This is a genomic window from Phaeodactylibacter xiamenensis (assembly GCF_000759025.1).
GTDB lineage: Bacteria > Bacteroidota > Bacteroidia > Chitinophagales > Saprospiraceae > Phaeodactylibacter > Phaeodactylibacter xiamenensis.
The window spans coordinates 184,372-199,090 of record NZ_JPOS01000034.1; the positions used below are offsets into that span (position 1 = coordinate 184,372).

Sequence of the window (14,719 nt, forward strand, 5' to 3'; positions counted from 1 at the left end):
ATGGTGCGATGCTGCATTACAGTTGCCATTCATGCCGGGCGATCTCGTTCGGCTGACTGCAACGTAGTGCTAAAACACCTAAAGCACAGTTATTGTCCCTCCTGCCTGTTTACAGGTGAGCAGGGGCAATAGCTTTTGTTGCATAAGCTGTCAAAACAAAACGAAAAACGAACCTACTACAGCTTCATGCTAAAAACAGCAAAGGCACTGCCTACCCATTGGGTAAGACAGTGCCTTCTGCTTTTTGTAGGAAACCCCGCACGCAGGGCACCTGTTTGCTTTTTGTATTAGAGCTTCAGCACGTCAAGGAATGCCTTTTGGGGCACCTCGACTTTTCCAAACTGCCGCATACGGCGCTTACCAGCCTTCTGCTTTTCGAGCAGTTTCCGCTTCCGCGTAATATCACCACCGTAACACTTGGCTGTTACATCCTTGCGCAGGGCGGAGATGGTTTCCCGTGCAATGACCTTGGCGCCCACTGCCGCTTGTATGGCAATAACGAACTGTTGGCGGGGTAGTAGTTCCTTGAGCTTTTTGCAGATTTGCCGGCCAAAGGCTTCAGCTTTAGACCGGTGCACCAGCGCGGAGAGTGCATCCACCGGCTCACCGTTTAGGCGGATATCCAGTTTGACCAGGTCCGTCTCCCGGTACTCTATAGGCTGATAGTCGAAACTCGCGTAGCCCCGGGAGACCGACTTGAGGCGGTCGTAAAAGTCAAACACGATCTCAGCCAGCGGCAGATCAAAGGATAGCTCCACCCGTTCAGGCGTAAGGTAGTGCTGCTTCGTCAGCGTGCCCCGTTTCTCCATGCAGAGGGTCATGATGGTTCCGATAAACTCGGGCTTGGTGATGATCTGAGCCGTGATGTAGGGCTCTTCCACCATTTCAATGGTATGCTGTTCAGGCAACTCCGAAGGCGTCCGTACGGTGTATTCCTCTCCGGACTTGTCCATTAGGTTATAGGAAACGTTGGGAACGGTCGTAATGACATCCATATCAAACTCCCGGTAGAGGCGCTCCTGCACAATTTCCAGGTGCAGCATACCCAGAAATCCACAGCGGAAACCGAAGCCCAGTGCAGCGGAAGTTTCCGGCTCAAATACCAGGGATGCATCGTTGAGCTGCAATTTCTCCAGGCTGTCGCGCAGGTCTTCAAAGTCATCGTTGTCGAGAGGGAAAATCCCGGCAAAGACCATGGGCTTGACATCTTCAAAACCCTGAATCGCCTTTTCGCAGGGGCGTTCCACCGTAGTGATGGTATCCCCCACCTTAATCTCCTTGGACTCCTTAATGCCGGTGATAATATAGCCTACGTTGCCAGCCTCCAGTTTGTCCTTAGGGTGCTGCGTCATTTTGAGCACGCCAATCTCGTCCGCTTCGTACTCCTTGCCTGTATTCACAAACCGGACAAGGTCGCCTTTGCGCATTGTGCCGTTGAGTATCCGGAAGTAAGCAATGACACCGCGGTAGGCATTAAAAACGGAATCAAAAATCAATGCCTGCAGTGGGGCCCCGGGATCACCCTCCGGTGCCGGGATGCGCTCCACAATGGCTTCCATAATGTCAGGTACGCCCAGCCCGGTCTTGCCGCTGGCCAGAACAATGTCTTCTTTTTCACAACCGATGAGGTCAATGATCTGATCAGAGACTTCATCGATCATAGCACTTTCCATATCTACCTTATTGAGAATCGGGATGATCTCAAGGTCATGGTCAATCGCCAGATAGAGGTTGGAAATGGTCTGCGCCTGAATACCCTGAGAGGCATCCACAAGCAGGAGCGCGCCTTCGCAGGCGGCAATAGAGCGGGAAACCTCGTAGCTAAAGTCCACGTGGCCCGGTGTATCGATAAGGTTGAACGTATATTGTTTCCCATCGCTTGGACGGTCGTAATACATCTGTATGGCATGGCTCTTAATGGTAATGCCACGCTCCCGCTCCAGGTCCATGTTGTCCAGGGCCTGGTCTTGCATCTCCCGGTCGGCAATCGTTTTGGTATACTCCAAAAGCCGGTCGGAGAGCGTACTCTTCCCATGGTCAATATGGGCGATTACACAAAAGTTTCTAATCTGCTTCATAGCTTGCAAATATACGCTATTTTAGATGTTGGTATGCACTATTTCTGCGACAGGGCTGATTATTACATCTATTTTACGTCGGCATACCCGTTTAGATGCCCTGCGCCTTCTTATATAATGGAATGCGCTGCAAATAGTTGGCTTGGGCCAAATTGATATTCGTCAAACTTTTATATTTAGAAAAAGCTGATGTGCTGCTGAAACCTTCAGTGCCCTGTAGCGTATACCTACTTACGAATTAGCCGGTTAAATCAATCCAATACAAACAACCTGATACGGGTTCTGCCTCTCCCGGGGCGAAGCCTGATGGCAGCAAAACCGATTTGAAGTATGGCCAAAGTTCTCATCGTTGACGACGAAAAAAGTATTCGCCGAACCCTGCGGGACATCCTTGAATTCGAAAAGTACGAGGTGGAAGAAGCTTCGGACGGCATGGAGTGCCTGGTAAAGCTAAAGCAATCCCGGTACGATGTGGTGATTATGGACATCAAGATGCCTAAAATGGACGGCATGGAAGCACTGGAGCGCGTTCAAATATTGGCACCGGATACCCCCGTCGTCATGATTTCCGGGCATGCTAACATCGACACAGCAGTGGAAGCCGTAAAAAAAGGCGCTTTCGACTTTATTTCCAAACCACCGGACCTCAACCGACTGCTGATTACTATCCGGAATGCGATGGACAAATCCAGCCTCGTTACCGAAACTAAGCTGCTCAAGCGTAAGGTGTCCAAGTCTAAAGTACAGGAAATCATTGGGGAGTCGGAAGGCGTACAGGAAGTCAAAAACACCATCGATCAGGTAGGGCCAACCGATGCCCGGGTGCTCATCCTCGGGCCAAACGGTACCGGCAAGGAGCTCGTAGCCCGCTGGCTGCACGAAAAGAGCGCCCGCTCGGATCAGCCCATCATAGAAGTCAACTGTGCGGCCATACCAGCTGAGCTGATTGAAAGCGAGTTGTTTGGCCATGAGAAAGGCGCGTTTACTTCCGCTCACAAGCAGCGCATCGGTAAATTTGAGCAAGCTAACGGCGGCACCCTCTTCCTGGATGAAATCGGCGATATGAGCCTTTCCGCTCAGGCTAAAGTACTTCGGGCACTACAGGAAAGCCGGATCACCCGCGTAGGCGGGGACAAGGAGATCAGCGTCGATGTCCGAGTAGTAGCAGCTACCAACAAAGACCTGCGCAAAGAAATAGAAGAAGGCCGCTTCAGGGAAGACCTTTACCACCGCCTGGCGGTGATCATCATCCGGGTGCCGTCGCTGAATGAGCGCAAAGATGATATTCCTACCCTGGCCAGGCATTTTGTCAAGCAGGTCTGCCAGGAGTACGGTGTCCCTGCAAAGCCCATAGCCCCCAGTGCGCTGGAACGGCTCAAGGAAGTCAACTGGACCGGCAATATCCGCGAGCTGCGCAATGCCATAGAGCGGCTGGTGATCCTGAGCAAGGACCGTATAAACGAAGGTGACGTGGAACATTACGTGCTTCCTACCAGCGCTGCGCCCAGCCAGAAACTGAAGGATATCTTCGCCCGCTTCGAGAGCAAGGAGGCCTTGCTGGCCTTTATTGACGAGCAATTTGCCGTCTATCAGAATGCCTGAATTGAACTAAACGCTCGTTTCAGTTGTCTTTATATGCCCCTTTGCCACGGCTGCCTTTTCCAAACAGGAAAGGCAGCCGTTCGATTGTACAGGCAGAAGGGATGAACCAACTATACTGAATAAAAGAATAGCCTATGACCAGTAATCAAGTGAAAAAGCACGAAATGCGGCAGTGGGGCCGCGCGATGAAAGGGGAGAATTCCTGGACGATGTTCAAGGTCATCTCCGAGTTTGTAGATGGCTTTGAAACCCTGAACAAGATGGGGCCCTGTGTGTCCATTTTTGGCTCTGCCCGCACTAAGCCGGACCATCCTAATTACAAGAAAGCCGTTGACATAGCGCGTATCCTCACAGAAGCAGGCTACGGGGTGATTACCGGTGGCGGTCCAGGTATTATGGAGGCTGGCAATAAAGGTGCGCACCTGTATGGCGGCCGCTCCGTGGGGCTCAATATCGACCTGCCCTTTGAGCAGGGCTCTAACCAATATGTAGACCACGATGCTAACCTCAACTTCCGTTACTTCTTCGTCCGTAAGGTCATGTTTGTGAAGTACGCTCAGGCCTTCGTTGCCCTGCCCGGTGGGTTTGGCACCATGGATGAGTTGTTTGAGGTGCTGACGCTGGTACAAACCAAAAAGATTACCCAAGTCCCAATTATTTTGGTAGGTACTGAATTCTGGGGAGGCATGAAGGAATGGATCAAGCAGGTGATGCTCGAAGAACACCACAATATTAATCCTGATGACCTGGACCTGATGCCGATCGTCGATGATCCGGAAGATGTGGTAGCAATTATCGACCAATTCTACGCAGATAAGGGCGAGGAACTCAGTCCGAATTACGAATTATAGACCCTGTCGTGCTCATGGTAGTGCCTCCTGTTTGCAGGTAGCAGGCGCAGGATGGTAAAAGACAATGAAAAGACCAATCGGTCTTTTTTTTCGACAAAATTGAAAAACGTCAGGCAACCAATTGGCGATGGTGTTCGTTATCTACCTCGAAAAGTAACGCAATACCCGCTATGACAAATCAGATAATTGTAGAATCATCATCTACCCCAAACGCTATACAGGATCGCATCATTGACCTGATCAGCTGGCGTTTGAATATGCCGGTTGATAATATTCACCCTTACAGCCGCCTTCAGGAAGACCTATATCTGGATACTATCGACCTGATGCTGCTGATCGCTGAACTGGAAAGCCGCTTCAACGCTTACCTTTCCGCTGAGGAATATGATGCCATTGAAACCGTGGAGGACGCGACGAATTACCTGATGAAGTATGCCGCTTAGTGACGGAGAAAAAACTGCATCATTTATTCCTGCCTGCCCGTGCCGGCCATGGCCGGGTAAGCAAGTTCATCAAACTACTTGATAAAAGGCAGCTTTGTTAGGTTGCCTGAACTCCTTTCAACAAAGGTACAGGTTCTTACGGCTTGTACAAAAAAACAACAAGCGTTCCCTGTTTACGGAGAGCGCTTGTTCTGTTTCTAAATATCCCATCCGCCTTGAAAGGTCCGCTGCCGGTGTGGAAAACTCTTTCCCGATTTAGTTTTTTGGCTCAACCGAAAGCCCTATTTTCGGTGTTATACTGACGATTGAATGGTTTGCCATAGCAAACCTACTCAATGTCAGCATTTACGCTGAGAAGTGGCTTGCGCTTGCCCTGATAAGCTACGCTTCGTCACGGGCGATGCTGCAAACCACTTCATATTGCGTATATCGTAGAAACTGTCAATAACAGCTCGAAAAACCTGCCTTTTTTCAGCCGAAACCGATAATACCATGCCGGAATTTGTACACCTGCACTGTCATACTCAATATTCACTGCTCGATGGGGCTTCCGAGATCGGGGCCATGATGGACAAAGCCGCCAAAGACGGTCAAAAAGGCGTTGCCCTGACAGACCACGGCAATATGTTTGGCGCTTTCAAGTTTGTAGCGGAAGCCGAAAGGCGTGACCTCAAGCCTATCATCGGCTGTGAATTTTATGTCGTGGAGGACCGGCATAAGAAAGCCTTCTCCAGAGCCAAAGGGGAAAGAGACCGCCGCTACCACCAACTCATGCTGGCCAAAAACCAGAAAGGGTATGAAAACCTGAGCAAGCTTTGCTCTCTGGGCTTCATCGAGGGCACGTACAGTAAGTACCCCCGGATCGATAAGGAACTAATAGAAAAGTACCACGAAGGCCTGGTTGTCACTTCCTGTTGCATCGGCGCCATCATCCCTCAGCTCTTTCTGGCGGGTAAAGATGAAGAAGCAGAACAGGAGTTGAAGTGGTGGCTGAATATTTTCGGGGATGATTACTACATTGAGCTACAGCGCCACCGCGGGCTGGACAATATCGACGTGGGTAAAGATAGCAAAGGCAATCCGATCTACTCCAATCTCAGTCAGGAAGCCGTCAACCAAAAGCTGCTGAAGCTGGCCCAAAAGCACAACGTCAAGGTCATTGCCACCAATGATTCTCACTACGTGGAGGAGGACGATTGGATGCCCCACGATATCCTGCTCTGTATCAATACCGGCAGTTTGCTGGAAGAGAGCACCCGTTTCAAGTTCCCGAGTTCTGACTTCTACTTTAAGACACAGCAGCAGATGTCAGAGCTCTTCCACGACCACGAAGAGGCACTGGCGAATACCATTGAGATCTACGACAAGATCGATAAGCTCACGCTTGCCCGGGACATCCTCCTGCCGGCTTTCCCCATGCCGGAGCAATTTGCCACGCAAGACGATTACCTGCGCCACCTGACCTACGAAGGCGCTAAAAAAAGATACGGCACCATCACGCCTGAGATCAAAGAACGCCTCGACTTCGAGCTTTCTGTGATTGAGAACTCCGGCTATCCAGGCTACTTCCTTATCGTGCAGGATTTTACCACCACGGCGCGGGAAATGGGCGTTTCCGTTGGTCCCGGACGGGGTTCGGCGGCGGGTTCGGCAGTGGCCTATTGTATCGGTATTACAAATGTCGATCCGATCAAGTACGACCTCCTGTTTGAGCGATTCCTCAACCCGGAGCGGATTTCCATGCCGGATATTGATATTGACTTTGATGACGAAGGCCGGCAGAAGGTCATCGACTATGTGATCGACAAATACGGGCAAAACCAGGTCGCCCAAATTGTCACCTACGGTACGATGGCTGCTAAATCCAGCCTGCGCGATGTAGGCCGGGTGATGGATGTGCCGCTTTCTGAAGTGGACCGGGTGGCTAAGACGTTCCCCAACCACCTCAAAGCCAGCCTCGCTAAAGTGCTGAAGGATGGCGATATCGACGACAAGCTCAAAGGCGCCCTCAACAGCGAAGAGCGCGAAAAAGCCTACCAGTTCCGGCAATTGGCCGAGGCCGACGACAAAATCGGGCAGATGATCCAAACGGCCCGTAAACTTGAAGGCTCCGTCCGGAATACCGGCATACACGCTTGTGGAGTGGTCATTACACCAGATGACATCACCCGCTACGTACCGGTGACGGCGGACAAGGACACGGGCATGCTCGTCTCTCAGTTTGACAACAGCGTGGCGGAAGACGCCGGCCTGCTTAAGATGGACTTTCTGGGCCTGAAAACCCTGACCATCATCAAAAAAGCGGTGGCCATGGCAGAACGGAACCACGATGTCAAGCTCGATATGGATATGATCCCGCTGGATGACCCCAAGACCTACGAGCTTTTCCAGCGTGGGGAGACGGTTGGCATTTTCCAGTACGAGTCCGCAGGCATGCAGAAGTACATGAAGGAGCTCAAGCCCACCGCCTTTGAGGACCTCATCGCCATGAATGCCCTCTACCGCCCCGGCCCGCTGGAGTACATCCCGGAATTTATCGACCGTAAGCACGGGCGCAAACCGGTGACTTACGACTTGCCCGATATGCAGGAGTACCTGGAGGAAACTTACGGTATTACGGTCTATCAGGAGCAGGTAATGTTGCTTTCGCAAAAGCTGGCCGGCTTTACCAAAGGCCAGGCAGACATGCTGCGGAAGGGCATGGGTAAGAAGAAAAAGAAGATCATTGACGAACTGCACCCTAAGTTTATCGAAGGAGGGGTGGAGCGCGGCCATGATAAGGACAAGCTGGAGAAAGTCTGGAAGGACTGGGAAGCTTTTGCCTCTTATGCCTTTAATAAATCACATTCTACCTGCTATGCTTTCGTCGCCTTCCAAACCGCCTACCTCAAGGCGCATTACCCGGCGGAATTCATGGCCAGCGTGCTGACCAACAACAAGAGCGATATTAGCAAGGTGACCTTCTTCCTGCAGGAATGCAAGCGCATGGGGCTGAATGTACTTGGGCCAAGTGTGAATGAATCGGTTGCCGACTTTTCGGTAGACAAGAGCGGACATATCCGCTTTGGTCTGACTGCCCTGCGTGGGGTGGGAGAGGGGCCCGTGGAAGCTATTGTGGAGGAGCGGGATGAAAATGGGAAGTTTGAGAGCATCTTCGACATGATGCGCCGGCTCAACCTCCGCTCCGTTAACAAGAAGGTGATGGAAAGCCTGGCAATGGGCGGTGGCTTCGACTGCTTTGAGGACACCCACCGGGCACAGTATTTTACCCCCTCCGATAAATTCGACAGCCTCCTGGAGCACGCCCTGCGCTACGGCAATGCCTATCAGGCGCAAAAGGCACAGGCGGTGAATTCCCTTTTCGGAGATTCAGATGAAGTTCTGATCCCTGAGCCCGAGGTGCCCGAGTGCGAGCCCTGGCCGCTCATCGAGCAGCTCAACAATGAGAAAAACGTCACCGGCATCTTCATCAGCGGGCATCCGCTGGATGACTACAAAGTGGAAGTGGAAAACTTCACCAACTGCCCGCTGGACCAGGTGGAAGACAGCAAAAACCGCCCCTCCCTCAACGTAGCCGGCATGGTGATCAATGCCCGCCACCTCATCAGCAAAAATGGCAATGGCTGGGGCATCTTCGAGCTGCAAGATTACAATGGCTCCCTGGAGTTCAAGCTGTTTGGAGAGGACTATCAGAAGTTCAAGCACCTGCTGGAAATCGGGAAAGCCCTCTACCTCAACCTGGGTTGGCAGAAGAGCTGGCGCGATGAAAGCCTGGAAATCAAGGTAAAAGAAATCAAACTCCTGGACGGCATTGCAGAAAACATGACCGATGCCATCACCCTGAAAATCCCGGTGGAAGGGCTGACCATGGAGCTCATCGAAGCTGTGGACAAAGCCTGCGCTGAGCACGCCGGCCCGCACAGCCTCCGCATGGAGATCATCGACCGTTCCAAACGCCTGAAGCTGAAGATGAAAGCCAAGCAGCGGAAAGTGAATGCCGCGAATGGTTTTATTGCGGAGCTGGAGAAGATTGGGGTGGAGTATGTGTTGAATTAACGCGGGTAGGTGGAAGGGCCCTTCCTCCTACCCGCGTTAAGCCCGAGATCTGGGCATAAGTTTGCTTTATTGGTCGAAACAGAGTATATTACATTGTTCTTTCTGGGAAATCAAGTTTTCATTTGCTCTCCCCAGTCTCTCTTAACAGTTATGTAAATCAAGCATGATGAAAAAGTTATTCTTCTTTCTTTCTTTCTTTCTTTCTTTTGAACTATTAGCCCAATGTCCGCCTACAGGTTTTGGAAAGTGTTTGGAAAACGATCCATCTGAATATATCTGCATTGAAGCCCCTCCGTCGGGGGCATTCAAAATCAGTGACTTTGTTGGTTCTAATCCTGGCGATCTTCCACTTGGTGGTGGGGTTGTAAGCGTTATAATTGATGGAAATTTAATTGTTGATATAGATTATTTATTCAATCCCGGCTCTCATGTGTTGTTAACCTCTAATTCAAGTATCAGTGTGACAGATCAACTTGCTGTTCCTAATCAGAATAGCCCTAAATTAATATTTGATGGTACTATTATCTCATCATGTGGGAACGATAGGTGGTCTTTTATTAGCGCTACAGATGAATTTTCAGAGATAAGTTTTATAAACGGAACAATTGCAAAGCAAGGAACTTCAGGCATATTTATTGGAGAAAACGCTGTACTTACTGCTACTAATTCGACATTTTCGGACATTTCCATAAGTTGTATTACTCTAGGGTCTACAGCTGGTTCCTATGCTCAAAATGTTAATGCCACCATAGTAAATAATGTCTTTGAGTTTAGCCCTTTTGGCGTACGGGTCTTTCATACTCAGCCAATAAGTATTGGAACTGGAAACATCTTTAGGTTTCCGGTAGCCGCTCCGCCTTCGTTTGGTAATCCAGTGGCAATCCTTGGTAGTAGCAGCTCAATATCAGTCGCTTCAGGAAATGCGATCGAGGGGTTCCCCATTGGCATCTGGTCCAATAATAAATCAGCTGATTTTCGCTATTTAAGCTGTTCAGGAATTGATATTTCTGATTGTGGTACAGGAATTGATATTAGAGCGCTTAATGATGGTACATCCTCTCCTCAAGACGGGGTAAATCTATATCTTCGTTCATCTCTCTTTAAAAATAATACCACGGATATATCTGCAGATGCACAATTAGGAAATTCCTATTTGATTTTTGATAACCAATTCCTGAATCAAGGGAACAGCACAACTAGTGTTGCAATTGGTGGAACAATACCTCAATCTATCAGGTTTCAGAATAACATAATAGACCGTCCAACTGGGAATGGCATTAGGTTAAGTTTACCCGTTTGGGATGCAGGGGCATCAGGGCTGAACGTTGAAAACAATGATATTACAACCAATATAGATGGAATAGGTCTGTCACTGTTCAGGGGTGGCAGGATTGGGGATAATATTGTCACTTGTTCTGGTAATACTGCCATTGAGATTGTTAATTGTGATGGCGCTTACATTTATGATAATGAGGTTTCGGCTACAGGAATTGGCGATGGCCAATTTTCAGGTTCAATCTATCTGGAAAACTCTGTCAATTGCATTTTGGAGTGCAATCAAACAGATGGAATGGGGAATGGAGGAGGCATCAGCTTTTTTGAACACTGCGACAATTCAATAATTCTGCGTAATACTATGTCTAATCATGTTCGGGGGCTGGCTTCAGTTGCATTTGCAGGTGATCCAGTAATTGGGCAACAGCCCTATAGCGATAATATTTGGCTGGGCGGTAGCACCGCTGAAGCTGCTTTGGAGGCGTTTAGCGGTACAGTACTTCCATTTTTCTTTATTGCTAGCCAGTTTACAGTTCAGAATAATACAGGGCAGATATGGCCTGCCCCTATCATTCCTCCTCAGGATCCTTTGGGCGCGGATCCCTTGGCATGGTTTCGTGTTGTGCCTTCCCCTTCAAATCCTCCCCAAGCGTGCTTTGACACCCCTCCTATTGAGGAGGTATTTAGAAATCTAACTCGGTTTGAGGAAGGGCTTATAGATGGAACGGTTAATCCGCCGGTTGGCTCTTCCGGTAAATATCGGGATATAGACTTTCAGATTTTTTCGAAGTTAAAGAGCGATTTATCTCCTTTGAATATCAATAGCTATGTATACTATGAGTCACTTAGCTCTTCCTACTTCAATGATCGTTATTCGCTTGAGGAGCATATAATGCTTGCATCCGATGCATCAGCAACCTTGGATATTGGAGAAGAGAATCAGCTTCTATTGGAGAACTTAGAACTGCTGGCTAGTATAGATGATGGCACTCAGGAATCTCTTAGGGATAGTACATTGGAAAGTGTTCATTCACTCTCATCCTTAATCTCTGAGTCTGTACTTTTCTATCAAACGGGAATGGAAGAAAAAATAACCGATATACAGTTATTGCTTCAGGGAATGTCAGGTACAGTGCCTTCCGATTCTGCATTTATTGAGGTAGCTACTGTTTATTTCAATAATTTTGGAACGGTATATGAACAGTACTCCCAGACAGACCAGTCTGTTGTAGACTATTATGCAGGACTTTGCGTATTGGAATATGGAGAGGCTGTGTACCTGGCTAATGCAATTGCAGGAACTGCGTTCAAATATGACCTGATCTCAGCTTGTACGACTGAAAACTTATTTTTTCAGGCAACGGATAAGCCTCAAACCAATATGAGTTTTCGGATATACCCATCTCCAACAAGGGGTGAAATCAATATTCATTACCCTTTTGAAGAGTTTAAGTTAGTGAAGGTGTACAATGCCCTTGGTAAAGTCATCCTGGAGTATAAAAGCCCTCAGCAAACAATCAACCTGAACGGCGAAGCAACTGGAATCTACTTTGTTGAACTGATCAACCAAAACAACGAACGTTATGTACAGAAGGTTATCCTTCAATAACCTCTTACTATGGTCAATGCTTTTGATCTGCTTCCTCCCTGGCGAGGGGGCAGGCCAAAAGCATGACCATATTTGGTTTTATGGCTGGAACAATTCAACCGATCAGCCAGATTTTCACGGTGGAAGGATAGACTTTAACTACGCTCCACCCCTGGCGACTCCGGATTTACGAAATGTAAATATGGAGCTCTATGGCCATATTATGTCCGATAGTACAGGCGAAAATGTACTGTACTATTCTCAGGGTCGGCATATCTTTCATATGGGAGGTCAGGTAATGGAAGGCGGCAATAATATTAACCCTGGTTATTGGTGGGACATTAGCCACCCTGGTCCATACATATCTTCAATGTCGGGGTTGTCAATACGCTATCCGGGCAGGGAGAATGAGTATTTATACTTCCATCAGCGGTATGATTCTCTGCGTACGCCGCCCGTTTGCTGCCTTTTTCCAAGGGATATTTATTATTCTGTTATCGATATGTCAGCGAACGAAGGGTTGGGAGCGGTCACATCCAAAGGGACCGTGCTGACGGATGCCTACAATGCGGGCTTTGGAATGACCAAAACCGCCGATAATGCTGGTTGGTGGCTGGTTTTTGGCCAGCATCAGTCCAATATCTATCATACTTATCGGGTAGACAGCAGCGGCGTGCACCTGCACCGGTTTGATACCCTGGGCATCAATATTTACGAAAATCCGGAGAAAGTGGATCAACCAGGCTATAGCCTTTTTTCTCCGGACGGGACTATGTTTGCCCGTTCTGACTTTTGGAATGGTATAACCGTCCTTTCCTTTGACCGCTGTGAAGGCAGGCTGTATAATGCACGGTTCTATCCTACAGAATTCAGGAATACCTTTACGGGGTTAGCCTTCTCGCCTAATTCCCGTTTTGTTTACTACAACACCTCTGGACAATTAATTCAGTTAGACACCCGGGAAGAGCCGGAAGCCTATGCTTTGGATACGATTGCCAACTGGGATCGTTACCACGAGCTGGATATGCTCCCTTTTAGCGATGGTTTTGCCTTTAGCGAATTGGCGCCGGATGGGAAAATTTATATTTCTGCGATAGGGTCCAGCCGTCATTTGCATGTGATTGAGCGGCCGAACCTTCCGGGGCAAGCCTGTGGCTTCCGGCAACATGGTTTTCCACTGCCTACTTCAAATGTAGCCACGGTCCCGCATTTTCCAAATTACCGGCTAGAGCCCATAGACTGTGAATAAATGAAGCGACTATACCTACTTATTACGTTAACTGCTTTGCCGATGCTCATCGGCGCACAGGAATTTTGGGCTGGAGGCTATACCGAAAGCCTGGATACGATTGTGAACGGCAGAATGCTTATTAAAGCGATGCCAGATACGGTTGTGTTTGAGCCTTTTGATTCGCCAGTACAGTTTGAAAGCACGATGGCGGGGGTATTCGATGAGGCGGGGGAGGTACTGTTTTACACGAATGGCTGCCATCTTTACGGACAAAACCATCACATCTTAATCGGAGGGGAAAATTTGAACCCCGGGCCAATACACGATTTGGTCTGTGACGACTATGGTTACATAGCCCCCAAAGGTGCCACAATTGTAAATTTCAGGACACACCCTCACCTATACTATGTCCTTCATCTGGGGGTGCAGGACGATATTTCGCACTCCATTAGTTACGGCCCGCTTTATCTGACCCAAGTGGAGCATGACGCGTCCTCCGGGGAGTTGACCGTACTTTCCGCCAATGAGATTTTATTGGATGGAGAAGTAGACCCTTTCGATATGATCCGGCATGGCAATGGCAATGACTGGTGGCTGATAACCAATGACTTTGGCACTTCCAGCTACCACAAAATACTGCTTACGCCAGACGGTGTGCAACAGCACGAGGTGCAGGAGATTGGGTATGCGTTTCCCTTTCCCCCATGCCGGGGGCAGCGCTCCTTATCGGCCTCACCCTCCGGTGAACGGCTCGTGCGGTATGGCTCTAAATGTGGAGCGCAGTTCCTGACCTTTGACCGTTGCAGCGGTGATCTTGAGGAGGCAGGCTTTTCTCCACTGCCCTACAATGTAGTAGGTGGGGGAGGAAGCGTCTTTTCTGATGATTCCGAGTATGTCTACCTGACTTACTGGCATCAGATTATGAAGGTAACATTTAGTGATCCGCCAGATACGCTGCGCCATGCTTATCGCCCGCCCCTCAATATTGGAGCGAGTTTTATACATGCTTATCGTGCCCCTCACGGTACATTATTCATTGCACCACATGCATCTGAGCCTTACCTGCATACCATCCCTGCCAATGATGATCATCCGGATACGGCTATGGTAGCACTCGAGGGCCTGCCGCTGCCTTACCGCATGCAGCGTACCATCCCGCACTATCCCAATACGGCGTTGGGGGACTGGCAGGATGCGCCCTGTGATACTTTGCTGACCAGCACGAAGGAGACAGCCCCTGGTCCGCAGCACGATTTATTAAAACTATATCCCAACCCTGCCCATCAATATATTACGCTGGACATAGCATTGGAAGGGGAGAAAACTGTGACGCTGGTCAATGGCGTAGGGCAAGTCATCCAGGAGCAGACCGTTCGAACCGATCACTTGCGCCTGCCGCTGGCGGGTTTTCCGCCGGGGCTCTATTTTATGGTATTGAGTCAGAATGGTGTCTCTTTGGATGTGGAGCGGTTTATCCGGCAGTAGGGTGGAGGCAGGCAACTGCATTGTTTTCGAGCATTTTAATGTAAATATTTGGCAGAGGATTGATTTTTTGTGCCCAACATTGCTGGTTTTAAAAAATTCATTGCCGTACA

8 protein-coding genes are annotated in these 14,719 nt (G+C 49.2%); 7 read left to right on the forward strand and 1 reads right to left on the reverse strand.

Annotated features, from left to right (window positions below):
- Positions 1-287 precede the first annotated feature (287 nt).
- The gene (gene lepA, locus IX84_RS13510) at positions 288-2,078 is read right to left on the reverse strand and encodes a translation elongation factor 4 (protein ID WP_044221510.1); all 1,791 of its coding nucleotides are present in this window, start codon (positions 2,076-2,078) and stop codon (positions 288-290) included.
- A 330-nt stretch (positions 2,079-2,408) separates the two neighbouring features.
- Between lepA and IX84_RS13515 the strand changes: the two genes are divergently transcribed.
- From IX84_RS13515 to IX84_RS13545, 7 genes are all read left to right on the forward strand, one after another.
- A complete protein-coding gene (locus IX84_RS13515) occupies positions 2,409-3,680 on the forward strand; it encodes a sigma-54-dependent transcriptional regulator (RefSeq protein WP_044221514.1) in 1,272 nt (423 codons plus the stop codon).
- Positions 3,681-3,814: 134 nt separating this feature from the next.
- The gene (locus IX84_RS13520; protein ID WP_152605049.1) at positions 3,815-4,531 is read left to right on the forward strand and encodes an LOG family protein; all 717 of its coding nucleotides are present in this window, start codon (positions 3,815-3,817) and stop codon (positions 4,529-4,531) included.
- Positions 4,532-4,701: 170 nt separating this feature from the next.
- Positions 4,702-4,974, forward strand: coding sequence for an acyl carrier protein (locus IX84_RS13525; RefSeq protein WP_044221517.1), 273 nt, complete (start codon positions 4,702-4,704; stop codon positions 4,972-4,974).
- A 492-nt stretch (positions 4,975-5,466) separates the two neighbouring features.
- Positions 5,467-9,030: a DNA polymerase III subunit alpha gene (gene dnaE / locus IX84_RS13530; protein ID WP_044221521.1), complete on the forward strand. Its 3,564-nt coding sequence runs from the start codon at positions 5,467-5,469 to the stop codon at positions 9,028-9,030.
- 163 nt (positions 9,031-9,193) lie between these two features.
- Positions 9,194-11,914 carry a T9SS type A sorting domain-containing protein gene (locus tag IX84_RS13535; RefSeq protein ID WP_081968749.1) on the forward strand — a complete coding sequence of 907 codons (2,721 nt, stop codon included), beginning with the start codon at positions 9,194-9,196 and terminating at the stop codon, positions 11,912-11,914.
- Positions 11,889-13,142 (forward strand): hypothetical protein, encoded by a 1,254-nt coding sequence (locus tag IX84_RS13540; RefSeq protein ID WP_152605050.1) that lies wholly within the window; start codon positions 11,889-11,891, stop codon positions 13,140-13,142. Before IX84_RS13535 ends, IX84_RS13540 begins: the two co-directional genes overlap by 26 nt.
- Positions 13,143-14,609, forward strand: coding sequence for a T9SS type A sorting domain-containing protein (locus tag IX84_RS13545; protein WP_081968750.1), 1,467 nt, complete (start codon positions 13,143-13,145; stop codon positions 14,607-14,609).
- The last annotated feature ends 110 nt before the right edge of the window (positions 14,610-14,719 follow it).

Bases quoted from the DNA above. Each gene is read 5' to 3' on its own strand.
- IX84_RS13525 (WP_044221517.1), top strand. From the start codon at position 4,702: ATGACAAATCAGATAATTGTAGAATCATCATCTACCCCAAACGCTATA.
- IX84_RS13515 (WP_044221514.1), top strand. From the start codon at position 2,409: ATGGCCAAAGTTCTCATCGTTGACGACGAAAAAAGTATTCGCCGAACC.
- lepA (WP_044221510.1), bottom strand. From the start codon at position 2,078: ATGAAGCAGATTAGAAACTTTTGTGTAATCGCCCATATTGACCATGGG.
- IX84_RS13520 (WP_152605049.1), top strand. From the start codon at position 3,815: ATGACCAGTAATCAAGTGAAAAAGCACGAAATGCGGCAGTGGGGCCGC.
- IX84_RS13535 (WP_081968749.1), top strand. From the start codon at position 9,194: ATGATGAAAAAGTTATTCTTCTTTCTTTCTTTCTTTCTTTCTTTTGAA.
- dnaE (WP_044221521.1), top strand. From the start codon at position 5,467: ATGCCGGAATTTGTACACCTGCACTGTCATACTCAATATTCACTGCTC.
- IX84_RS13545 (WP_081968750.1), top strand. From the start codon at position 13,143: ATGAAGCGACTATACCTACTTATTACGTTAACTGCTTTGCCGATGCTC.
- IX84_RS13540 (WP_152605050.1), top strand. From the start codon at position 11,889: ATGTACAGAAGGTTATCCTTCAATAACCTCTTACTATGGTCAATGCTT.